21 protein-coding genes are annotated in these 21638 nt (G+C 72.4%); 13 read left to right on the forward strand and 8 right to left on the reverse strand.

The features are described from left to right. Positions 1 to 142: 142 nt before the first annotated feature. The 3 genes from IEZ24_RS04510 (at position 143) to IEZ24_RS04520 (ending at position 3798) form a co-directional block, all read left to right on the forward strand. Complete coding sequence (locus tag IEZ24_RS04510) at positions 143 to 1522, forward strand: short-chain fatty acid transporter (RefSeq protein ID WP_207206667.1); 1380 nt, start codon at positions 143 to 145, stop codon at positions 1520 to 1522. Between the two features lie 73 nt (positions 1523 to 1595). Further along, positions 1596 to 2735, forward strand: coding sequence for a glycosyltransferase (locus IEZ24_RS04515; protein WP_129453136.1), 1140 nt, complete (start codon positions 1596 to 1598; stop codon positions 2733 to 2735). Between the two features lie 79 nt (positions 2736 to 2814). Beyond that, positions 2815 to 3798 carry a hypothetical protein gene (locus IEZ24_RS04520; RefSeq protein WP_129453135.1) on the forward strand — a complete coding sequence of 328 codons (984 nt, stop codon included), beginning with the start codon at positions 2815 to 2817 and terminating at the stop codon, positions 3796 to 3798. Here the strand turns inward: IEZ24_RS04520 and IEZ24_RS04525 are convergent. Then, entirely contained in the window at positions 3711 to 4319 is a 609-nt protein-coding gene (locus tag IEZ24_RS04525) for a nucleotidyltransferase domain-containing protein (protein ID WP_207206666.1), read from the reverse strand. The two genes, IEZ24_RS04520 and IEZ24_RS04525, sit on opposite strands and share 88 nt — an antisense overlap. A 44-nt stretch (positions 4320 to 4363) precedes the next feature. Beyond that, on the reverse strand, positions 4364 to 4882 hold the full coding sequence (locus IEZ24_RS04530) for a maleylpyruvate isomerase family mycothiol-dependent enzyme (RefSeq protein WP_129453133.1): 519 nt from the start codon (positions 4880 to 4882) through the stop codon (positions 4364 to 4366). An 84-nt stretch (positions 4883 to 4966) separates the two neighbouring features. Here IEZ24_RS04530 and IEZ24_RS04535 point away from each other — a divergent pair, with 84 nt between their 5' ends. Beyond that, the gene (locus tag IEZ24_RS04535) at positions 4967 to 5383 is read left to right on the forward strand and encodes a MarR family winged helix-turn-helix transcriptional regulator (protein ID WP_242498345.1); all 417 of its coding nucleotides are present in this window, start codon (positions 4967 to 4969) and stop codon (positions 5381 to 5383) included. A gap of 151 nt (positions 5384 to 5534) precedes the next feature. Here IEZ24_RS04535 and heR read toward each other — a convergent pair whose 3' ends face one another. From heR to IEZ24_RS04565, 6 genes are all read right to left on the reverse strand, one after another. Beyond that, positions 5535 to 6311: a heliorhodopsin HeR gene (gene heR / locus IEZ24_RS04540; RefSeq protein WP_129453132.1), complete on the reverse strand. Its 777-nt coding sequence runs from the start codon at positions 6309 to 6311 to the stop codon at positions 5535 to 5537. Between the two features lie 7 nt (positions 6312 to 6318). Continuing rightward, on the reverse strand, positions 6319 to 7248 hold the full coding sequence (locus IEZ24_RS04545; RefSeq protein ID WP_129453131.1) for a PAS domain S-box protein: 930 nt from the start codon (positions 7246 to 7248) through the stop codon (positions 6319 to 6321). Positions 7249 to 7311: 63 nt separating this feature from the next. Further along, on the reverse strand, positions 7312 to 7713 hold the full coding sequence (locus tag IEZ24_RS04550) for an ANTAR domain-containing protein (RefSeq protein WP_165355942.1): 402 nt from the start codon (positions 7711 to 7713) through the stop codon (positions 7312 to 7314). A gap of 124 nt (positions 7714 to 7837) precedes the next feature. After that, positions 7838 to 9850 (reverse strand): NADPH-dependent 2,4-dienoyl-CoA reductase, encoded by a 2013-nt coding sequence (locus IEZ24_RS04555; protein WP_129453129.1) that lies wholly within the window; start codon positions 9848 to 9850, stop codon positions 7838 to 7840. Beyond that, positions 9847 to 10389, reverse strand: a complete 543-nt coding sequence (locus IEZ24_RS04560; protein ID WP_129453128.1) for a PadR family transcriptional regulator — start codon at positions 10387 to 10389, stop codon at positions 9847 to 9849. The genes IEZ24_RS04555 and IEZ24_RS04560 overlap by 4 nt, the downstream gene beginning before the upstream one ends. Before the next feature lie 41 nt (positions 10390 to 10430). Next, the gene (locus IEZ24_RS04565) at positions 10431 to 10913 is read right to left on the reverse strand and encodes an Lrp/AsnC family transcriptional regulator (RefSeq protein WP_129453127.1); all 483 of its coding nucleotides are present in this window, start codon (positions 10911 to 10913) and stop codon (positions 10431 to 10433) included. Positions 10914 to 11009: 96 nt separating this feature from the next. On the opposite strand from IEZ24_RS04565, the gene IEZ24_RS04570 reads away from it, so the two are divergent. From IEZ24_RS04570 to IEZ24_RS04610, 9 genes are all read left to right on the forward strand, one after another. Next, positions 11010 to 12200, forward strand: coding sequence for a trans-sulfuration enzyme family protein (locus tag IEZ24_RS04570; RefSeq protein ID WP_129453126.1), 1191 nt, complete (start codon positions 11010 to 11012; stop codon positions 12198 to 12200). Between the two features lie 114 nt (positions 12201 to 12314). Further along, positions 12315 to 13463 (forward strand): CaiB/BaiF CoA transferase family protein, encoded by a 1149-nt coding sequence (locus IEZ24_RS04575; protein ID WP_129453125.1) that lies wholly within the window; start codon positions 12315 to 12317, stop codon positions 13461 to 13463. 3 nt (positions 13464 to 13466) lie between these two features. Next, entirely contained in the window at positions 13467 to 14198 is a 732-nt protein-coding gene (locus IEZ24_RS04580; RefSeq protein WP_129453124.1) for a glutamine amidotransferase, read from the forward strand. A gap of 123 nt (positions 14199 to 14321) precedes the next feature. Further along, the gene (locus IEZ24_RS04585; RefSeq protein ID WP_129453123.1) at positions 14322 to 15767 is read left to right on the forward strand and encodes a flavin-containing monooxygenase; all 1446 of its coding nucleotides are present in this window, start codon (positions 14322 to 14324) and stop codon (positions 15765 to 15767) included. A gap of 196 nt (positions 15768 to 15963) precedes the next feature. Continuing rightward, a complete protein-coding gene (locus IEZ24_RS04590; RefSeq protein WP_242498344.1) occupies positions 15964 to 17247 on the forward strand; it encodes an ABC transporter substrate-binding protein in 1284 nt (427 codons plus the stop codon). A 9-nt stretch (positions 17248 to 17256) separates the two neighbouring features. After that, positions 17257 to 18294 (forward strand): carbohydrate ABC transporter permease, encoded by a 1038-nt coding sequence (locus IEZ24_RS04595; RefSeq protein ID WP_129453122.1) that lies wholly within the window; start codon positions 17257 to 17259, stop codon positions 18292 to 18294. Next, positions 18291 to 19109, forward strand: a complete 819-nt coding sequence (locus IEZ24_RS04600; RefSeq protein WP_129453121.1) for a carbohydrate ABC transporter permease — start codon at positions 18291 to 18293, stop codon at positions 19107 to 19109. The genes IEZ24_RS04595 and IEZ24_RS04600 overlap by 4 nt, the downstream gene beginning before the upstream one ends. Beyond that, positions 19106 to 20578, forward strand: coding sequence for a GH1 family beta-glucosidase (locus tag IEZ24_RS04605; protein ID WP_129453120.1), 1473 nt, complete (start codon positions 19106 to 19108; stop codon positions 20576 to 20578). Before IEZ24_RS04600 ends, IEZ24_RS04605 begins: the two co-directional genes overlap by 4 nt. A gap of 10 nt (positions 20579 to 20588) precedes the next feature. Continuing rightward, entirely contained in the window at positions 20589 to 21632 is a 1044-nt protein-coding gene (locus IEZ24_RS04610; RefSeq protein WP_129453119.1) for a LacI family DNA-binding transcriptional regulator, read from the forward strand. Positions 21633 to 21638 lie beyond the last annotated feature (6 nt).

Here is a 21638-nt window from a genome sequence, read left to right on the forward strand (position 1 = left end):
CTCCAGTGTGCCGCGGAACCAGCCCGCGGGGGAGCCCGAGCAGACCGGAAGCGGTTCCGGGCGTCCGGGTCGCCTTGACATCGGGGAGGGGTGACCGAATGGTGTCCCCCGAACCGTGTCCCCCAGGATGAGGAGAGCCGTCGTGCCCAGTGCCAGCACCAGTCCGAAGCAACGGTCGTCGGGACTCTCGGGGATGATGCGGCCGCTCAACTCCGTCGTCGAGCGCTTCATCCCCAGTGCACTGGTCTTCGCCATCGTGCTGACCTTCGTCGTGGCGATCCTGGCGCTGCTCCTCACCGACAGCGGCCCCGTCGAGGTCACCCGGGGCTGGGGCGAGGGACTGTCCGGCCTGCTGGAGTTCATGACGCAGATGGCCCTGATCCTGCTGCTCGGCCACACCCTCGCCAACACCGGTCCGGTGCGCAGGCTGCTGGCGTCGCTGGGCGGGCTGCCCAGGACCGCGCTGCAGGGCTACCTGTTCGTCTTCGCGGTCGCCGCCGTCGCCTCGCTCATCACCTGGGGCCTCGGTCTCGTGGTCGGCGTGCTGCTGGCCGTGGAGGTCGCCCGGCAGGGTCGTGAGAAGGGGCTGGCGCTGCACTTCCCGATGCTGGTCGCGGCCGGCTACAGCGGCTACGTCATCTGGCACATGGGCTACTCGGGCTCCGGCACCCTGACCGCCGCCACCGAGGGCTCCTTCATCGCCGAGCAGCTCGGCGAGACCGTCCCGATCAGCGAGACCACCTTCGCCTGGTGGAACCTCCTCGCGATCGTCGCCACGATCCTCGCCGTGGGCATCGGGCTCGCGCTGGTGGCACCGCGCGCCGGCGACCGGGTCATCGAGATGAAGGCCGACGCGCGCTTCGACGACGAGGTCCGGGTCGACGACGAGGTCGTCACGCCGGCGGACCGGGTGGACGCGAGCCGCGTCCTCACGCTGCTGGTCGGCCTGGCGCTGGTCGCCTACCTGGTGATCCACTACTCCGACGGCGGCGCGGCGACCCTCGACATCGTCAACTGGACCTTCCTCGCCCTGATCTTCCTGCTGGTGCGCAGCCCGCTCGAGCTGATCGCGCTGGTGAAGAACGCTGCCTCCAACGTCGGCGAGATCCTGCTCCAGTTCCCCCTGTACGCCGGGATCATGGGGATCATGGCCACCTCGGGCCTGATCACCGTGTTCTCCGACTTCATCGTCGACACGGCCGGGCCGTCGACGTTCGGCGTGCTGGCCTTCCTCTCGGCCGGGGTCGTGAACTTCTTCGTGCCCTCCGGCGGTGGACAGTTCGCCGTGCAGGGCCCGGTGATGCTCGACGCCGGAGCCCGCCTGGGGGTCGACCCGGCGGTCACGATCATGGCGATCGCGTACGGCGACCAGTGGACCAACATGATCCAGCCCTTCTGGGCGCTGCCGGTGCTGGCCATCTCGGGGCTGAAGATCCGCGACATCCTCGGCTACACGCTCGTGACGCTCCTCGCGTCCGGCGTGGTCTTCGCGGCGACGATGCTGCTGGTCGGCGCGGGGTAGCCGCTCGAAGCAGGTCCCGTGACGAACCGCGGGAGCGTTGCTCGACGTGGGTGGCAGCGAGGACGATGAGCCGGTGCGGATCCTGTTCAGCTCGACGCCGCTCGACGGTCACTTCCGTCCCATGGTCCCGCTCGCTCGAGCGCTGCGGGAGCGCGGACATGCCGTCGCGGTCGCCACGGAGCACGGCTGGCACCCGCACGTGGAGGCCGAAGGCCTCGACGCCCTCGCCGCCGGGCGCCCGCACCACGAGGCCTGGCAGCACGTGGTGGACGGGCTCGGCGACTCGCTCGGGCCCGCGCTGGGCGACCTCGGGCACGAGGTCTTCGCCCTCCTCTTCGCCGAGGGGCACGCCCACCGCAAGGCGCCCGAGCTCGCCGACGTCGCCGAGCGCTGGGAGGCCGACGCGATCGTCTTCGAGAGCGCCGACCTCGCCGGGCCGGCGGTCGCCACAGCGCTGGGGATCCCCGCGGTGCACCACTCGTGGGGGCCGATGATCCCGCTGTCGTGGTTCGAGGCGGCGTCGGAGCGGGTCGTGCCCGCCTGGGAGGGGTTCGGGCTCTCGCCCCCGCGCCTCGCGGGCGCGTTCGACGGGCTCTACGTCGACCTCGCCCCGGCGCTCTTCCGGTCGGACCCGCCACCCGGCGAGCAGACCCCGATGCAGCCGTACCCGACCGGCCCGGCAGCGGTGCCGACGTGGGTGGCCGACCTCGAGCCACCGCTGGTCTACGCGACCCTCGGCACGCTGTTCAACCACCCCGACCTGCTGGGCACGTTGCTCGAGGCCCTCGACGGCGTCGGGTCGGCCGTCCTCACCACAGGCCGCGACGTCGACCCGGCCGAGCTGGGCGCAGTCCCGGCCAACGTCCGGGTCGAGCGGTTCCTCCCGCAGGCGCAGGTGCTGCCGCGTGCCGCGGCCGCCATCGGCCACGGCGGGTCCGGGAGCACGCTCGGGGCGCTGGCGCAGGGTGTGCCCCTCGTGCTCCTTCCGATGGGCGCCGACCAGTTCCACGTGGCCGCGGGCGCCGCGGCGGCGGGCGCTGCGATCGTCCTCCGGCCCCACCAGGTGACGCCGGCCTCGGTGCGCGAGGCCCTGCGGGCGGTCCTCGCCGACGAGTCCTACGGCCGTGCGGCACGCGCCGTCCAGACGGAGGTCGCATCGATGCCGTCGCCGGCGGAGACGGCGGTCGTGGTGGAGCGGTTCCTCGCGCGATAGCGAGCCGGGGACCAAGGTCCCGCCGAGGTCCGGACCTTCGCCGCTCGTACGGCGCCGTCGCCTCGCGCAGGGTTGGGCCATGACCCTCGCACTGCCCGCGCTCGCCCCTGTCCTGCCGACCCACGAGCGCTGGTTCGTCGAGTCCCAGCCCGCCGGTGACTGGTCGTTCTTCCTCTCGCCGCTGCCGCTGGTGCTCACCGCGGCCGTCGTCGCCGTCGCCCTCGTGTGGCGCGCGGTCGCGACGCGCGTGGACGGCCCGGAGCTGCGCTTCCTGAAGCCCGTCGGCGGTCTGGTGCCGTGGATCCCCCGCCTGCTCGGCATCCACCTCGGGGTCGCACTGCTCGCCCTCGCCGCCACCGGTGCCTTCATCACGCCGTCCATCGACCACCTCGAGGGTGCCGGCGGCAACGCGCTGCTCCTGGTCGAGGCCGCGCTCGGCATCTGGCTGGTCACCGGCTGGCAGCTGCGCGCCGCCGCCGCCCTGGTGCTCGGCCTCGCGCCCGCGCTCGCGATGGTCGCCGGCCTCACCGCGCTGGGCGAGTGCGCCAACCTCGCCGCGGTCGCCGCCTTCCTGGTCGTCGTGCCGCCCGGCCCCGACGCGTACGGCGCCGCGCACCCGTCGCGGGCGCACCTGAGGTGGGCGCTGCTGTGGCTGCGCCTCGGCGTGGGCACGGCCCTGATCGTGCTGGCCTTCTCGGAGAAGCTGACCAACCCGGCGATGGCGATCGACACCCTCGAGCGCTACCCCGCGCTGGACGTCTTCGCCCTCGTCGGCCTCCAGGTCTCGCCGGAGACCTTCGTCGCGGTCGCCGGGGCGACGGAGCTGCTGTTCGGCCTGCTCGTGATCTCGGGCGCCTTCCCCCAGGTGGCCGTCCTGGTCGCGATGGTCCCGTTCAACGCCACCCTGCTGCTCTTCGGCCAGACCGAGATGGTCGGGCACCTGCCGGTCTACGGCGTGTTCCTCGCGCTGCTCGTCTACGGCTCGTCGGAGGAGACGTTCCGCTCGGTCCGCTGGCTGCCGGGGCGTACGGCTCGACGGGTCGCCGTCCCGGCCGCAGCCTGAGCCGGGGGGCCGGCCACGGCGCGGAGCGCATCCAGGTCCGCCCGGTCCTTGCCACCGCCGACCTCGTCGGGTCGCGGCAGGGCCTTGATCTCCAGCATCTTCTCCAGGGTCAGCACCCGCACGTGCAGGTGGCCGAGCGGTCGGCGTGCGTGCGCCAGGGGACCCCTGGAGAGCACGATCGGCTGCCCGGGCACCGGCACGACGACGCTGCCCTCGTCGTCGGTCTCCGCGAACGTGAGCTGCAGGTCTGCACCGTCGCGCTCGTAGTCGGTGCCGACCAGGTCGTCGTCGTGCGGCGTGTGCGCCCAGCCGGCTGCGGTCAGTGCCGCGTGGACCCGGTCCTCGTCGGCACGCAGGACCAGGACGTCGATGTCCTCGTGGGCACGCGTCTCGCGACCGGCCCACAGGTCGACGGCCCACCCGCCGAAGAACCAGTGCTCGAGCCCCGCCGAGTCCAGGGCGTCGGCAGCACTGGCCAGCGCGGCCGTACGCGGGGTCACCTCCAGCGACGGCTCTCCCACGGGGGGGCTCCCTCCTCGGTCCGCGTCTCCGGCCAGCGTCCTCGTCACGCCGTTCGCTGGCAAGGGCGTGGTGCGGTCGGTCTAGGCGAGGGCGCGCACCTCGCCGCTGAGGTGCTGGTGGGCCGCCGCGACCACCAGATGACGCGCTCGAGCGCCACCACGGCCGCGTCCCCGGGCATCGGGCGGTCGATGTCGAGCGGGACGCAGATGTCCTGGGTGTGGACGAGGACGTCGAGCAGCGGCTCGCGCTCGGAGACGCCCGGGACCGTCCGCCGGGAACCCACGAAGCCGCGCAACGTGTCGACGATCTGCTCGTGACCGAGCGGGCACCGCAGCGCCGCGTCACGCACCGCCGCGTTGTAGCGGAAGCCGGAGCGGGCGGCGAGCACGTGCAGGTCGCGGACGCCGGCGTGGGAGAAGGTCAGGTGCGCGGCCACCTCGCGCACCGTCCAGGCGTCGCACAGCGACGGGGTGCGCCACGCGTCGTCGGGCAGTGCCTCGAGGATGTCGGCCAGGACGGCGCGCTCGGTGTCGACATGACGCCAGATCGTGTCGCTGTGCATGGCGCGCCTTCGTGAATAGACAGAGCGTCTGACTAATATGGCTCTGTGGTCGCGCAATCGTCAACGGGTGGGGGCCAGCCGAACGTGGGGCTGCTGATGTTCGTCGCGGCCCGTTCCCTGGAGGCGCGCGCGTACGACGCGCTGGTGGCCGCGGGTGCCGACGACATCACGCCGACCCAGGCGCGACTGATGGCGCAGATCGATCAGGGCGGCACCCGGGTGGTGACCCTGGCGGCCCGGGCCCGCACCACCAAGCAGTCGGCGGCCTTCCTGGTCGACCAGCTCGAGCGGGCCGGGTACGTCGAGCGCGTCGCCGACCCGCGCGACGGACGGGCCAAGCTGGTCCGACTCACGGCGCGGGCCCGCGCGCTCGGCGACCGGGCCGACGCTGCTGTGGCCGAGGCCCTCGCGGAGTGGGAGGCGCACCTCGGCGCCACGCGCATGCGGCAGCTGGAGGAGACGATGTCGATGCTGCGCGAGATCACCGATCCGTGGGCGTAGGCTCGAGGCCTCGCCTCACCCCTGGGGCGGCCGGGCTCCGCAGGCTCGACCTGCGCGGCGACCGGGATCCGTGAACAGTGGTCCGACCACATCGGCAGGGGTTGCCCGGCGGCCGGGTCGACCGACCCGGTCCGCCGGTGCCGACCGGCGGCTATCCCGCGAGCGAACCCCCGAAGATCTGCCACGCGAGCGCCGACTTCGCGACCAGGCTGAGCACGAGGTAGGCCTTCTCGCCGAACGCATAGCTGCGCCACGGGCCGACGCGGCGGTACTGCAGCCACTGGTTGAGGGCGAAGGTGTTGAAGAAGACGAACAGCGACACGAAGATGCCGACCACGAACCCGGGGACCTCCTCGGCGGCGACGAGGTTGTGGGCGATGGCCACCCATGGGGCGGCGCCCGCGACGCAGCCGAACCAGAACGGCTTCATCGTGAGGGTCGTGCTGCCCGGCGGGTTCGCCGACTCCTGCAGCCAGCCGAACAGGATCATCGCCACGTTCGCGCCGATGATCCCGATCAGCGCGGAGACGTCGACGATGCCGGAGTAGAGGGCGATCAGCACCACCATGATCGTCGCGCTGAACGAGTACTCCACCCAGCGGAAGCGGTTGATGCCGCGGCGGAGGTCGCGCTCGTACGTGCGCCGCAGGACGGTCGCGGTGAGCAGGTGGTCGACGGCGGCGAGCGTGAGGAACGCGGCGATGGCGACGCCGACGGGGAGGTCGAGGAGTGCCTCCGGAGACGCCGGCGGAGTCCCGGGAGGACCGGTCGGGAGGGACTGCGTGATCGTGATCGCGAAGTCCGTCGCGAGCACCACGACCGCGATCGCCTGCACGAGGTGGAGCACCGTGAGGGCGAGGTTCCACCCCCTGAGCGACCGCAGGGCGCGGTCGTCGACGCCGGGCGCGGTCACGTCGGGAGCGGTCATGTCCCCATCATGGGGCACCGGCGACCGGCGGAACGATGATGGCCTCACCCGCCACCACGCGCCGGCTCACGTCGTGGATCGTGAGGTGGTGGGAGCGGGCGTAGCCGCGCAGCGCCTGGAAGGCCTCGTCCGGAGTGAGCCCGTCGTGGCCGACGAGGTAGCCCTTGGCGAGCTCGATGCCGAGCCGTGACTCGAGCGCGGTCTCGAGCTGCCGGGCCCGCAGCTCGGCCTGCTCCTTGGCCACCCGGGTCGGGCTGGGGCGCAGGTTGCACACGACCCCGCGCACCGTCGGGTCGTCGAGCAGGTTGGTGAAGGCGGCCTCCGCCCACCGCCAGTCGTTCCACGCCTGCACCCGCACCTCCACCGGGAGGTGCACGCCGGGGTGGCGGACGACGTCGTCGAGCAGGTCGGCCAGGGGCCGCCGGTCCTCGTCGTGCAGCAGCCCGACGACGGACGTGCCGATGAGCGCCTCCTGGTCCCATCCGAACAGCATCTCGACGGCCGGGCTGGCGTACGTGATGACGGCGTCGTGGCGCAGCACCAGGGCCGCGTCGGTCGACCGCTCGAGGAGGGGGCGGATGGCCGAGCCGAGGTTGGTGGACACCCCGACGATGCCCACGAGCGCACCGTCGCGATGGATGCCGGCGTCGGTCACGAGAGCGGGGAACGTGCTGCCGTCCTTGCGGCGCACCGGGAACCCGCCCGACCACGGGACCCCGTCGCGCAAGGCGGCCATGATCTCGTCCGCCACGTCCTGTCCCACCTCGGCGACGGTGATCTCGTTGATGTTGCGGCCGACGACCTCGTGCGCCGCCCAGCCGTACAGTCGCTCGGCCCCGGCGTTCCAGTAGACGATCACGCCCTCCGGGTCGGTCGTGATCACCGCCTGCCCGATGGCAGCGAGCTGCTCCTCGGCGCCGATGCCCACGTGGTCCATGGCCCCAGCGTGGACCTCTTCGGGCGGCGACGGCAGGGTCCAACGGCACGTGACCAGGGTCGTTCAGCGGCTCCTGAGGACCCGGGCCGCGTGCACGGCGGAGTGGTAGCGCCACTGGCGGGGACCTGCCGGGGTGCGGGCGGGCGCGGGCACGGCCGGCACGGCCGCACCCTCCCCCGGCGCCAACCCCTCCCCCTCCTCCCCGTCCTCCCGCAGGTCGCTGATGCCGCCGCGCAGGCGTTGCTCGAGCCAGCGCACCATCCCGTCCGTCTCAGCGGTCACGCGACCCAGGCAGATGCCGGTGACGAGGGCATCGGCGACGTCGCGCACCGGCACGCCGGCCTCGAGCGACCACCTCTCCAGGACGGCGAGCGACTCGCGGGAGCCCACGCCGTAGCGGAGCATCAGAGCCCCCTTGGCCTGCTCGACCAGGCAGCTGTCCGACTCATTGACAGGACGAAGCATGTCCACCCCTCCGGGACGCTCGATGACGTACCACCGGGGGTCTGGGGTGGGGTCCCCCATGTGACAGGGGACACAGTGCTGCGACGAAGATAGCAGCGGGCGACAAGGCCGGCAAGGCCGTCGTTCACAGCCCGGCGACGACCTCCGTGCCCTGCTTGATCGCCCGCTTCGCGTCGAGCTCGGCGGCGACGTCGGCACCGCCGATGAGGTGGGCGTCGCGGCCGAGCCCGTCGTACAGGCTCCGCACGGAGTCCTGGCCGGCGCAGACCACGATCGTGTCCGCCTCGACCACGCGCGAGACGCCGTCGACCGTGATGTGCAGGCCGTCGTCGTCGATGCGCTCGTAGGTCGCGCCGCTGACCTGGGTGACCCTGGACTGCTTGAGCACGGCGCGGTGCGCCCAGCCCGACGTCTTGCCGAGCCCGATGCCGATGGGGGTGGTCTTGCGCTGCACCAGCGTGACCTCGCGCGCCGGCGTACGCGGCTTGGCCTCGGTCAGCCCGCCCGCGGTGAGCGCCGGGTCGCCGACGCCCCAGTGCGCCATCCAGTCGTCGAGGTCCTCCTCCTCGTGGGTCAGGAAGACGCTCACGTCGACGCCGATGCCGCCCGCGCCGATCACCGCGACCCGCTTGCCCGGCACGACCGCGCCGCTCAGCACGTCGGCGTACGACGCCACGCTGGGGTGGTCGATGCCGGGGATCTCCGGGATCCGGGGCTCCACGCCGGTGGCGACGACGACCTGGTCGAAGCCGGCGAGGTCGTCGGCCGTCGCCTCGGTCGAGAGGCGTACGTCGACGCCGAGCACCTCGAGGCGCCGGGTGTAGTAGCGCAGGGTGTCGGCGAAGTCCTCCTTGCCGGGGACGGCCATCGCGAGGCGGAACTGGCCGCCGAGCCCGGGGGACTTCTCGAAGAGCGTCACCGCGAACCCGCGCTCGGCCGCGCTCGTCGCAGCGGCGAGGCCGGCCGGTCCGGCGCCGACGACGGCCACGGTCTGCTTGCGCAGGGTCGGCATGAGGACCAGCTCGGTCTCGTGGCAGGCACGGGGGTTGACCAGGCAGGAGGCGCGCTCGTTGGAGAACACGTGGTCGAGGCAGGCCTGGTTGCAGGCGATGCACGTGTTGATCTCGTCGGCGCGCTCGTCCATCGCCTTGGCGACGAAGGCCGGGTCGGCCAGCAGCGGCCGTGCCATCGAGACGAGGTCGGCCTCGCCCGACGCGAGGATGTCCTCGGCCAGCTCGGGCGTGTTGATCCGGTTGGAGGCGCAGACGGGCACGTCGACGACCTGCTTGAGGCGGGCGGTGTAGGACCGCCAGGCCCCGCGCGGCACCTGCGTGATGATCGTCGGCACCCGGGCCTCGTGCCAGCCGATGCCGGTGTTGAAGACCGTGACGCCGGCGGCCTGGAGGTGCAGCGCGAGCTCGGCGGTCTCCTCCCAGGTCTGGCCGCCCTCGACGAGGTCGAGCAGCGAGATCCGGTAGACGATCGGGAAGTCGGGACCGACCAGCTCGCGGGAGCGGCGTACGACCTCGACGGCGAAGTGCATGCGACGCGCGGGGGAGCCGCCCCACTGGTCGTCGCGGTCGTTGGTGCGCGCGGCGAGGAACTGGTTGATCAGGTAGCCCTCGGAGCCCATGATCTCGACCGCGTCGTAGCCGGCCTTGCGGGCGAGGGCGACGCTCTTGGCGAAGGCGGTCGCGGTGTGGTCGACCTCCTTGCTCGACATCGCGTGCGGCTTGAACGGCGTGATCGGCGACTTCTTGTCCGACGCGCTCTGCGAGAGCGGGTGGTAGCCGTAGCGCCCGGCGTGCAGCACCTGCAGCGCGATCGCGCCGCCCGCCTCGTGCACCGTGCCAGTCACGCGCTGGTGCCGCATCGCGTGGAGGCGGTTGGTCATCTCGGAGGCGAACGGCTTGAGCCAGCCACGCTTGGTGGGCGCGTAGCCGCCGGTGATGATCAGGCCGACGCCGCCGCGCGCCCGCTCCTCGAAGAACGCCGCGAGCTTGTCGATGTCCCACGGGTGGTCCTCGAGGCCGGTGTGCATCGAGCCCATGACGACGCGGTTGCGCAGCGTGAGGGCGTCGGGTCCGGAGCCGAGGGTGAGCGGCTCGAGGAGGTGGGGGTAGCGGGGGTGGGTCATGACGTCTCCATCTCGTGGGCCTGCAGGTACTCGGTGATCCAGTCGATCCAGAAGCGCTCGAGCCGGATGCCGCCGCGCAGCACCAGCCAGCGGTCGCGCACGCCGGGCTCGAGGCCGGTCGGGTCGGGGAACTGCTCGCGCTCCATCTGCTCGTACGTCGCGAGGCGGAGCGCGTGGTCGGCGCGCGCGTCGCGCAGGTTCCGCACGAGCGCGGCGCGGTCGCCGTACGACGCCCCGCGCAGCTTGACGGCGAGCTCGCTGCGGAAGGTCTCCATCGGCATCGGGGTCGCCAGCCAGTCGGCCAGCACCCGGCGGCCGGTCGCCGACGGCGTGTGCACCCGCTTGTCGGGGCGGCCCTCCTGCTCGACGACCTCGACGGTGACCCAGCCGTCGGCCTCCATCCGCGCGAGCACGCGGTAGATCTGCTGGTGGGTGGCGTGCCAGAAGAAGCCGAGCGACTTCTCGAACCGGCGGGTGAGCTCGAGGCCGCTCGCGGGGCGCTCGCTGAGCGCGACGAGGAGGGCGTGCTCGAGGGCCATGGGGACCATGGTGCCCGACCTATGCAACGAGTTGCAAGACCTCAGAGCACGCCCGCGCCGGGGATCTCCTCGAAGACCAGCTGGGTCTCGGTGTGGCGGACCACGGGGTGCACGTTGAGGTGCTCGAGCACGAGGTCGCGCAGCTGCGCGGTCGAGGACACGGCGACGTGGAGCAGGTAGTCGTCCTCGCCGCCCACGTGCAGGATGCGCAGGACGCCGGGCACGTGGGCGAGCACCTCGTGGAAGCTCGCGACGTGGTCGCGGTTGTGGCTGCCGAGCCGGACCTTGATCACGGCCTGGATCGGGTAGCCGAGGGCTGCGAGGTCGACGTCGGCGTGGATGCCGCGTACGACTCCCCGCTCCCGCAGCGACCGCACCCGCTGCAGGCAGGTCGACTCGGCGATGCCGAGGCGCTTGGCGAGCGCGGCGTTGGTGACCCGGCCGTCCGCCGCGAGCTCGGTCAGCAGGCGTCGGTCCAGCGCGTCGAGGGGTGCAGGATCCACTGACGGGGGTGCAGCAGCCATGGCTCGTTCCTCGTGATCTTCGGCGTGACCGCTCATGCGAGAGCAGTTGTTCGGAGTCTATTGCTGCGCGTCGAGGATTCCGCGACGGTGGCGTCCATGACCAGCCTCGACACCCTCGCTGTCCACGCCGGCCGCGCCGACCTGGGGGCGCTCGGCGTCCACGCGCTGCCGCTCGACCTGTCCACCACCAACCCGCTGCCCAGCATCGACGCGGGCGGCGAGTCGTACGAGTCGATGGCGACCGGCGGGCACCCGGGCGAGGGCGGCATGGTCTACCAGCGGCTGTGGAACCCGACCGTCGCGCGCTTCGAGGACGCGCTCGCCGACCTCGAGCACACCGAGGCGGCAGTCGCCTTCTCGACCGGGATGGCCGCCGTCACAGGCTCGGTGCTGGCCGCCGTCGCCGAGGGGGCGGGCCGCCACGTCGTAGCCGTCCGACCGCTCTACGGCGGCACCGACCACCTCCTCGCCTCGGGGATGCTCGGCGTCGAGACGACCTACTGCGCGCCGCACGAGGTGGCGGGAGCCGTACGCCCCGACACCTGTCTCGTCGTGCTGGAGACCCCCGCCAACCCGACGCTCGAGCTCGTCGACCTCGACGCCGTCGTCACCGCGGCCGGCGGCGTCCCGGTGCTGGTCGACAACACGTTCGCCACCCCGGTGCTGCAGAACCCCGCCGACCACGGCGCGGCCCTGGTGCTGCACAGCGCGACGAAGTACCTCGGCGGCCACGGCGACGCGATGGGCGGCGTCGTCGCCTGCTCCGCGGAGTGGGCCGCCGCGCTGCGCCGCGTCCGCGCCGTCACCGGCGCCCTGCTCCACCCGATGGGCGCCTACCTCCTGCACCGCGGCCTGGCCACGTTGCCGCTGCGGGTGCGCGCCCAGCAGGACGGTGCCGGCAAGGTCGCCGCCTGGCTCGCCTCGCACCCGGCCGTGCGCGAGGTGCGGTGGCCGGGCCTCGCCGAGTGCGACCCGCTCGGGCTCGTCGGTCGCCAGCAGCGCGGCCCCGGCGCGATGCTCGCCTTCCGGGTCGAGGGCGGGTACGCCGCCGCCTCCCGCGTGACGGAGTCGGTCCGGCTGTTCACCCATGCCGTCTCCCTCGGCGGCGTGGACTCGCTCATCCAGCACCCGGCCGCGCTGACCCACCGCCCGGTCGCCGCGGACGCGAAGCCCGACGCCGACGTCCTGCGCCTCTCGATCGGCCTCGAGGATCCCGAGGACCTGTGCGCCGACCTCGGTCGCGCGCTGGGCGCCTGCGAGGCCGCCGAACTGGGTGGGGAAGTCTGACTCTGGGAGTGGGTTGCAACGGCCACGGAGTGACAGGGTCCCCGCTCGAGCGGGGACTCCCCGAGCCGGGACGGCCCTCGCGACCCTGACAGCAACGGTGTCATGATCGGGCGCATGACGTACGGGCTGGGGCAGGGCAGCGGACCGCTGCGGGGCGTGAAGGTGGTCGAGGTCGCCGGCATCGGGCCCGGCCCGCACGCGTGCATGGTTCTGGCCGACCTCGGCGCCGACGTGATCCGCATCGACCGCCCGGGCGGCGGGATGTTCGCCGGCGGCCGCGCCGACCTGCTCAACCGGGGCCGGCCGAGCGTGGCCCTCGACCTCAAGCGCCCCGAGGCGGTCGCGACGGTGCTCGACCTCGTCGAGCGCGCGGACGTGCTGGTGGAGGGGATGCGCCCCGGGGCGATCGAGCGGATGGGCCTCGGTCCGGAGGAGTGCCGCGCGCGCAACCCCCGGCTGGTGTTCGCCCGGATGACCGGCTGGGGCCAGGACGGTCCGTGGAGCCGGGCGGCCGGGCACGACATGAACTACATCGCCGTCTCCGGCGCCCTGCACGGCCTCGGCCAGGACCGCGACCGCCCGCACTTCCCCAGCAACCTCCTCGGCGACTTCGGCGGCGGCTCGACCTACCTGGTCATCGGCGTCCTCGCCGCCCTCCTCGAGGCGCGCGCGAGCGGGCAGGGCCAGGTCGTCGACGCCGCGATCGTCGACGGCACGGCCCACCTCAACGCCATGGCCTCGAGCTTCGCCGCGATGGGGCTCGACACGGGGCGCAGGGCCGCGGGGCTGCTCGACGGCGGCACCCCCTGGTACGACCTCTACGAGACGGCCGACGGCGAGCACGTCAGCGTCGGGGCGCTCGAACCGCAGTTCTGGGCGGCGCTCGTCGAGCGCATCGGCGTCGAGCTGCCCGACCGCGACGACCCGGCCAACCACGCCGCGATCCGCGCCGCGCTGACCGCTCGTTTCAAGGAGCGTACGCAGGCCGAGTGGGCCGAGGTCTTCGACGGCACCGACGCCTGCGTCGCGCCGGTCGTACGCCTCGCGGACGCGCCGCACCACCCCCACCTCGCCGCGCGCGGCACCTTCGTCGCGCCCGACGGCGTCACGCAGCCGGCGCCCGCTCCGCGATTCTCGCGGACCTCGCCGTCGATCGGCGGCCCGCCCGCGCTCCCCGGCGAGCACACCCGCGAGGCGCTCGCGGCCTGGGGGATCGACGGCGTGGACGCGCTCCTCGACAGCGGCGCCGCCGTCCAGGCCTGACCCGTGAGGCCCTTCCTCTTCCTCGGCACGCGCGCGGAGGACGACGTCGCCCAGCAGGAGTACGACGGCGTGCTCGCGGGGTGCGGCCTGCGACCCGAGGAGCTCGTGCGCGTACGCCTCGAGGCGGGGCCGCTGGGCGAGGTGGACCTCGCCGACTGGTCGGGGATCGTCCTGGGCGGCGGCCCGTTCAACATGTCCGACCCCGAGGACCGGAAGTCGCCCGCCCAGCGTCGCGCCGAGGCCGAGCTGCGGGTGCTCGCCCGACGGGTCGTCGCCGCGGACTTCCCCTTCCTCGGCGCGTGCTACGGCATCGGGGTGCTGGGCACGCTCCCCGGCGGCGTCGTCGACCGGACGTTCGGCGAGCCCATCGGCGCGCTGCCGGTCCGGCTGACCGACGAGGGTCGGGCCGATCCGTTGTTCGGGGTCATGCCGGCGGAGTTCGACGCCTACCTCGGCCACAAGGAGGCCGTCACGCGGCTCCCGGACGGGGCGGTCCTGCTGGCCTCGACCGACACCTGCCCGGTCCACGCCTTCCGCCTCGGCCGCAACGTCTACGCCACGCAGTTCCACCCCGAGCTCGACCCGGTGGCCATCTGCGACCGCATCGACGCCTACAGCGCCCACGGCTACTACGAGCCCCACGAGCAGGAGCAGCTCAAGGATGCCGCCCGCGCGGCCCTGGTGACCGAGCCGGTGCGGTTGCTGGCGAGGTTCGTCGAGCTCCACGCGCGGTGAGGTGTAACTCATAGTTACGCTTCCTCGCCCGACCTCCTACGCTGAGGACATGCACGGCTTCCCGATGGCCTCGGTCCCGACACGGTCGCTGCGCGACCTGCTCGACCAGCGGAGCGCCAGGTCATGACCACCGAGCACGTCGACGTGCTGATCGTCGGGGCAGGGCTCTCGGGCATCGGCGCGGCGGCCCACCTGGTCAAGGACCTGCCCGGCACGTCGTACGCCGTGCTCGAGCGGCGCGAGGCCAGCGGCGGCACGTGGGACCTGTTCCGCTATCCCGGGATCCGGTCCGACTCCGACATGCACACCCTGGGCTACCGGTTCCGGCCGTGGCGCGGCGACGTCTCGCTCGCCGACGGTGCCTCGATCCTCGACTACGTGCGCGACACCGCGCGCGAGTACGGCGTCGACCGCCACATCCGCTACGGGCACCGGGTCGTCGCCGCCGCCTGGGACTCGACCACGGCGCGCTGGACCGTGACGGCAGAGGTCGAGGGCGGGACGCGGATGGTGACCGCCGACTTCCTGTGGTCGTGCAGCGGCTACTACGACTACGACCGGGGCTACACGCCCCACTTCGAGGGACAGGACCGCTTCGGCGGTGAGGTCGTGCACCCGCAGCACTGGCCCGACGACCTCGACTGCGCGGGGAGGCGGGTCGTGGTGATCGGCTCCGGCGCCACGGCCGTGACGCTCGTGCCGGCCCTGGCCCGCGCGGGCGCCGCCCACGTGACGATGCTGCAGCGCTCGCCGACGTACATCGTCTCCGTGCCCGGCCGCGACGCGGTGAAGGGCCGGCTCACGCGGCTCGTCGGCGAGGACCGCTCCTACGCCGTGACGCGCTGGAAGAACATCGCGGTCCAGTCCGCGCTCTACCGGGTGAGTCGTCGCCGGCCCGACCTCGTGCGCCGGGTCGTCCGCAAGACCAACGTCGCGCAGCTCCCGCCCGGCTACGCCGTCGACACGCACTTCAGGCCGGCGTACGACCCGTGGGACCAGCGGATGTGCCTGGTGCCCGACGGCGACCTCTTCGCGGCGATCCGGGACGGCTCGGCGTCCGTGGTCACCGACCGGATCGTGTCGTTCACCGAGACCGGCCTCGAGCTGGAGTCAAAGGAGCGCCTCGAGGCCGACGTCGTGGTCACCGCCACCGGCCTCAACCTCCAGCTCTTCGGCGGCGCCGAGCTCAGCGTCGACGGCGAGGCGGTGAAGCCGCACGAGACCATGGCCTACCGCGCGATGATGCTCTCGGGCGTGCCCAACTTCGCCTTCACCGTCGGCTACACCAATGCGTCGTGGACGCTGAAGGCCGACCTCGTCGCCGAGTACGTGGTGCGGGTGCTGAAGCGGATGCGGTCCACCGGGACGCGTACGGTCGTGCCGGTGCGCGACGAGTCGGTGGGCGAGGTGCCGCTGATGGACCTCGACGCCGGCTACGTCCAGCGGGTCGTGCACACGCTGCCACGGCAGGGCACCGTGGCGCCGTGGTCGCTGAAGCAGAGCTATCTCCACGACGCGCTCGCGATCCGCACCGCCCGGCTCGACGACGGGGTACTGGTCTGGTCCTGAGGGCCACATCGTGGAAGCGCTCCCACTTCGTTACGCTCAGCGGCGAACGAGGTGTACGCGGACCATTGACAGCCTTGTGTGACGGCGGTCATAGTGGCGCCCGGACGGAAGTGGAAGCGCTCTCACGCAGACTCACCGTCCACCTCCAGGCCTGGCAACCAGCCCGGCGCCCCAGCAGGACGGCAGGAGAGCAGTGGTGCAGACACCGAAGACCCGGCGGGTACGACTCGCCACGAGCGCGATGCTGGCGCTCACCCTCGCGACGACGGCGGCCGCGTGCGGCGGCGGTGACGACGAGGGCACGACCGCGGACGGCAAGATCAAGCTCACCGTCGCGACCTTCAACGAGTTCGGCTACGAGGAGCTCATCGAGGAGTACAACGCGATGCAGGACGACGTCGTCGTCGAGCAGAAGAAGGCCGGCACGGCCAACGAGCACCAGGACAACCTCTACACCAAGCTCGCCGCCGGCTCGGGCCTCTCCGACATCGAGGCGATCGAGGTCGACTGGTGGTCGGCGCTCATGGAGCAGTCCGACGCCTTCGTCGACCTCTCCGACCCCGAGGTCGAGGGTCGCTGGCTGGACTGGAAGACCGAGGCCGCGACGACGCCGGACGGCGCCCTGATCGGCTACGGCACCGACATCGGGCCCGAGGGCATCTGCTACCGCGCCGACCTGTTCGAGAAGGCCGGGCTGCCCACCGACCGCGAGGAGGTCGCCGAGCTCTTCGGGGACTGGGACTCCTACTTCGAGGCCGGCCGCGAGTTCGTCGAGAAGGTCCCCGGCACCGCCTGGTACGACTCCTCCGGCGGCACCGCGCAGGCGATGATCAACCAGGTCGAGTACTCCTTCGAGGACGAGGACAACACCGTCATCGCCGCCGACAACCCGGAGGTGAAGGAGGTCTTCGAGACCATCACCGCCAACGCCGCGGACGGCCTGTCCACCGGCCTCACGCAGTGGAGCGAGGACTGGACCGCGTCCTTCCAGGACGACGGCTTCGCCACGATGGCCTGCCCGGGCTGGATGCTCGGCGTCATCGAGGGCAACGCCGCCGGCGTCGAGGGCTGGGACATCGCCAACGTCTTCCCGGGCGGCGGCGGCAACTGGGGCGGCTCCTACCTCACGGTGCCCGCGCAGGGCGACCACACCGAGGAGGCCAAGGAGCTGGCCAAGTGGCTGACCGCTCCCGAGCAGCAGATCAAGGCGTTCGAGGCCAAGGGCACCTTCCCGAGCCAGGTCGAGGCGCTGGACGACCCGGCCCTCACGGGCTCGACCAACGCGTTCTTCAACGACGCTCCGACCGGCGAGATCCTCGCCGACCGCGCCGAGGCAGTGCCCTTCATCGCCCACAAGGGGCCGAAGTTCGCCGACATCAACACGGCGTTCCAGCAGGCCATCCAGCGCGTCGACGAGGGTCAGGAGTCGGCCGACGAGGCCTGGGACTCCTTCCTCGCCGACATCGAGCGGCTGGGCTGACACTCGGCGATGAAGGCAGGATCCACTGCCGTCGAGCCAGTCGGGGACACCGGCGCCTCCTCGGTGTCCCCGACCGGGTCGCGGTCCCCCCGGAAGCGGCGCGACGTCGGACCTCGTCCGGCGTGGCGGCAGCGCCTGACGCTGCTCGACGCGAAGGTCACGCCCTACGTCTTCGTGTCACCGTTCTTCGTGCTGTTCCTGGTCGTCGGGATGTTCCCGCTCGGCTACACGGCGTGGGTCTCGATCCACGACTGGGGGCTGCTGTCGGGGCAGGGCGAGTTCAACGGCCTCGACAACTACCGCCGGGTCCTCGAGGACCGCTACTTCTGGAACGCGCTGCGCAACACGTTCAGCATCTTCGTGCTGTCCTCGGTGCCGCAGGTGCTCATCGCCCTCGCGCTCGCAGGACTGCTCGACACCCAGCTGCGGGCGCGGACGCTGTGGCGGATGAGCGTGCTGCTCCCCTTCGTCGTCGCGCCGGCCGCCGTCGCGCTGATCTTCGGCAACGTCTTCGGTGACCGCTACGGACTCGCCAACGAGCTCATCCAGTGGATCGGGCTCGACCCGATCCGCTGGCACGTCGACACCCTCGCCAGCCACGTCGCGATCGCGTCGATGGTCAACTGGCGCTGGACGGGCTACAACGCGCTGATCCTGCTCGCCGCCATGCAGGCGGTGCCCCGCGACGTCTACGAGTCCGCGGCGCTCGACGGTGCCGGACGCGTACGCCAGTTCGTCTCGATCACGGTGCCGATGATCCGCCCGACGGTGATCTTCGTGATCATCACCTCGACCATCGGCGGGCTCCAGATCTTCGCCGAGCCGCGGCTCTTCGACACCCAGGGCCTCGGCGGCGCGGACCGGCAGTACCAGACGCTGACGATGTACCTCTGGGAGCTCGGCTGGCGGGTGCGCGACCTCGGCATGGCCTCGGCCGTGGCCTGGCTGCTCTTCCTCATCATCGTCGTCTTCGCCCTCCTCAACCTGTTCCTCAGTCGCCGTGCCGGCTCGCTGAAGGGGCTCAACCGGAAGGGAGGGCGTCGATGAACCGTCGTCCCGGCTTCCTCGTCTACGGCCTGCTGACCGCGTTCGTCCTCGGCTCGTGCGCGCCGCTCTACTGGTCCTTCCTCGTCGGCTCGCACAGCCGCGAGGTTCTGACCAAGCGGGTGCCGCCGCTCCTCCCGGGCGGCCACTTCTGGGACAACGCGCAGCGGGCGATCGACGCCGTGCCGTTCTGGAAGGCTATGGCCAACAGCCTCATCGTGTCCGGCACGGTCGCCACGTCGGTGGTGTTCTTCTCGACGCTGGCCGGCTTCGCGTTCGCCAAGCTCGCCTTCCGCGGCCGTACGCCGCTGATGGTGTTCGTCGTCGCGACCCTGGCGGTGCCCACCCAGCTCGGCGTGATCCCGCTCTTCATCGTGATGGCCAAGCTCGGCTGGGTCGGGTCGGTGTGGGCGCTGATCGTGCCCAGCCTGGTGACCGCGTTCGGCGTCTTCTTCATGCGTCAGTACCTCGTCGACGCGGTCCCCGACGAGCTCGTCGACGCCGCGCGGGTCGATGGGTGCTCGCTGTTCCGAACGTTCTGGACCGTCGCCCTCCCGGCGGCGCGCCCGGCCGCCGGGATCCTGTGGCTGTTCACCTTCATGGCCACCTGGACCGACTTCTTCTGGCCGTTGATCGTGCTGCCGGCCAGCAACCCGACGGTCCAGATCGCACTCCAGCAGCTCCAGAGCGGCTACTACGTCGACTACAGCCTCGTGCTGGCCGGCGCGACGCTCTCGACGATCCCGCTGCTGGTCCTCTTCGTCCTCACCGGTCGCCAGATGGTCGCCGGCATCATGCAAGGAGCAGTCAAGGGATGACCGTGCAGAGCACGACCCACACCAGCACGAACGGCAGCGACGAGGTGCGTTTCCCGCCCGGCTTCGGGTGGGGCATGGCGACCGCGTCCTACCAGATCGAGGGCGCGGTGGCCGAGGACGGACGTACGCCGTCGATCTGGGACACCTTCTCCCGGGTCCCGGGCGCGGTGATGAACGGCGACACCGGCGACGTGGCCTGCGAGCACTACCACCGCATGCCCGACGACGTGGCCCTGCTCGCAGACCTCGGCGCCACGACCTACCGCTTCTCGGTGGCATGGCCGCGCGTACGCCCGGACGCCGGGCCGGTCAACGCGGCCGGCCTCGGGTTCTACGACCGGCTCGTCGACGAGCTGCTCGCGCGCGACATCGCGCCGTGGCTGACCCTCTACCACTGGGACCTGCCGCAGGTGCTCGAGGACGCGGGCGGCTGGACCAACCGCGACACCGTCGAGAAGTTCGTCGAGTACGCGATCTCGGTGCACGAGGCGCTCGGCGACCGGGTGCCGACCTGGACCACCCTCAACGAGCCGTGGTGCTCGGCCTTCCTCGGCTACTCCGCCGGCCACCACGCGCCGGGCCGGCAGGAAGGGGCCGCCGGGCTGGTAGCGGGGCACCACCTGATGCTCGCCCACGGCCTGGCCGTCCGGGAGCTGCGCAGCCGCGGCGCCGACCGGCTCGGGATCAGCCTCAACCTCACCGTGCCCGACCCGAGCGACCCGGCCGACCCGGTGGACGTGGACGCCGCGCGGCGCATCGACGGCCTGCACAACCGGTTCTTCCTCGACCCGATCTTCCGCGGGGCGTACCCCGCCGACGTGCTCGAGGACACCGCCGACCTCACCTGGCAGGGGAGCCCCTGGCACGACGTGGTGCGCGACGACGACCTCGCCACGATCGCCACCCCGATCGACGTGCTCGGCGTGAACTACTACCACGGCAACGAGGTCTCGGGTCACCCGCGCACCGACGTCGTGGGCATCGGCGCCGACCACCCGGACCGCGTGTCGCTCTCGCCCTTCGTCGGCTCCGAGCACGTCACGTTCCCCAGCCGGGGGCTGCCCGTGACCGACATGGGCTGGGAGATCCAGCCGGACGGGCTCTACCGCCTGCTGCGGCGCCTCCACGACGACTACCCCCACCTGCCGATCCACCTCACCGAGACCGGTGCGGCCTTCGACGACCGGGTCGGCGCGGACGGCCGCGTCCACGACCCCGACCGGATCGCGTTCCTCGACTCCTACCTGCGCGCGGTCCACCGCGCGATCGAGGAGGGTGTCGACGTCCGGGGCTTCTTCCAGTGGTCGTTCTGCGACAACTTCGAGTGGGCCTTCGGCTACGCGAAGCGCTTCGGGCTCGTGCACGTCGACTACGCGACCCAGCGGCGTACGCCCAAGTCGAGCGCCCACTGGTACGCCGAGGTGGCCCGCACCGGCGTCCTGCCTGCGACCGAGCCGCCCGGCCGCTAGCGTGGCGCGTGTGACCACGCCGCGGACCTCACCGAAACCAGGAGGCTCGGGCTCGCCGACCCTCGACGAGGTGGCGCGCGTCGCGGGCGTCTCGCGCGCGACCGCCTCCCGGGCGATCAACGGCGGCGACCGCGTCAGCGCCCGCGCCCAGTCGGCGGTCGACACCGCGGTGCGCACCCTCGGCTACGTGCCCAACCCGGCCGCGCGCAGCCTCGTCACCCGGCGCACGGACTCCATCGCCGTGGTCGTGCCCGAGCCCGACGACCGCGTCTTCAGCGACCCGTTCTTCGCCGGCACGCTGCGCGGCGTCAACCGGGTGCTCGCCGAGCGCGACATCCAGCTGGTGCTGCTGCTGGCGAGGCCGGGCGCGTCGACCGCCCGCACGCTGCGCTACCTCACCAACCGCCACGTCGACGGCGCCCTCGTCACCTCCCACCACCGCGACGACCGGCTCGCCGAGCACCTCGCCGACATCGGCCTGCCCTGCGTCTTCGGCGGCCGGCCCTGGACCGGCGGCGACCGGGTGGCCTACGTCGACGTCGACAACGTCGCGGGCGAGCGCGAGGCGACCGAGGTGCTCATCGCCCGCGGCTGCACGCGCATCGGCACCATCGCCGGTCCCGCCGACATGACCGCCGCCGAGGACCGGCTCACCGGCTGGCGCGAGGCGATGTCGTCGGCGGGCCTGCCGGCCGACGCCGTCGAGCACGGCGACTTCACCGAGGCCAGCGGCGAGACCGCGGCCCGCGCCCTCATGGAGCGCCACCCCGACCTCGACGGGCTGGTCGTGGCCTCCGACCTGATGGCCTCCGGCGCGCTGCGCGTGCTGGCCGAGCTCGGCCGCCGCGTGCCCGACGACATCGCGGTCGTGGGCTTCGACGACCTGGGGGTGGCCGAGCGCACGTCGCCGCCGCTCACCACCGTCCGGCAGCCGGTCACCGAGATGGCCGAGCGCGCGACCCGCCTGCTCCTCGAGCGCGTCGACGACCCCGACTCGAGCCACCCGATGCGGCTGATCATCCCGCCGACCCTCGTGCGGCGCGAGAGCGCCTGACCGCCC

Origin of the sequence: Nocardioides ganghwensis (genome assembly GCF_014779655.1) — a bacterium.
In the GTDB taxonomy this organism is placed as follows: Bacteria; Actinomycetota; Actinomycetes; order Propionibacteriales; family Nocardioidaceae; genus Nocardioides; species Nocardioides ganghwensis.

What these genes read in the sequence shown, in the direction of transcription:
- IEZ24_RS04570 (WP_129453126.1), top strand. Translation starts at nt 11,010, where the DNA reads ATGACCAGCCTCGACACCCTCGCTGTCCACGCCGGCCGCGCCGACCTG.
- IEZ24_RS04565 (WP_129453127.1), bottom strand. Translation starts at nt 10,913, where the DNA reads ATGGCTGCTGCACCCCCGTCAGTGGATCCTGCACCCCTCGACGCGCTG.
- IEZ24_RS04555 (WP_129453129.1), bottom strand. Translation starts at nt 9,850, where the DNA reads ATGACCCACCCCCGCTACCCCCACCTCCTCGAGCCGCTCACCCTCGGC.
- IEZ24_RS04520 (WP_129453135.1), top strand. Translation starts at nt 2,815, where the DNA reads ATGACCCTCGCACTGCCCGCGCTCGCCCCTGTCCTGCCGACCCACGAG.
- IEZ24_RS04585 (WP_129453123.1), top strand. Translation starts at nt 14,322, where the DNA reads ATGACCACCGAGCACGTCGACGTGCTGATCGTCGGGGCAGGGCTCTCG.
- IEZ24_RS04605 (WP_129453120.1), top strand. Translation starts at nt 19,106, where the DNA reads ATGACCGTGCAGAGCACGACCCACACCAGCACGAACGGCAGCGACGAG.
- IEZ24_RS04595 (WP_129453122.1), top strand. Translation starts at nt 17,257, where the DNA reads ATGAAGGCAGGATCCACTGCCGTCGAGCCAGTCGGGGACACCGGCGCC.
- IEZ24_RS04575 (WP_129453125.1), top strand. Translation starts at nt 12,315, where the DNA reads ATGACGTACGGGCTGGGGCAGGGCAGCGGACCGCTGCGGGGCGTGAAG.
- IEZ24_RS04560 (WP_129453128.1), bottom strand. Translation starts at nt 10,389, where the DNA reads ATGGCCCTCGAGCACGCCCTCCTCGTCGCGCTCAGCGAGCGCCCCGCG.
- heR (WP_129453132.1), bottom strand. Translation starts at nt 6,311, where the DNA reads ATGACCGCTCCCGACGTGACCGCGCCCGGCGTCGACGACCGCGCCCTG.
- IEZ24_RS04545 (WP_129453131.1), bottom strand. Translation starts at nt 7,248, where the DNA reads ATGGACCACGTGGGCATCGGCGCCGAGGAGCAGCTCGCTGCCATCGGG.
- IEZ24_RS04530 (WP_129453133.1), bottom strand. Translation starts at nt 4,882, where the DNA reads ATGCACAGCGACACGATCTGGCGTCATGTCGACACCGAGCGCGCCGTC.
- IEZ24_RS04600 (WP_129453121.1), top strand. Translation starts at nt 18,291, where the DNA reads ATGAACCGTCGTCCCGGCTTCCTCGTCTACGGCCTGCTGACCGCGTTC.
- IEZ24_RS04550 (WP_165355942.1), bottom strand. Translation starts at nt 7,713, where the DNA reads ATGCTTCGTCCTGTCAATGAGTCGGACAGCTGCCTGGTCGAGCAGGCC.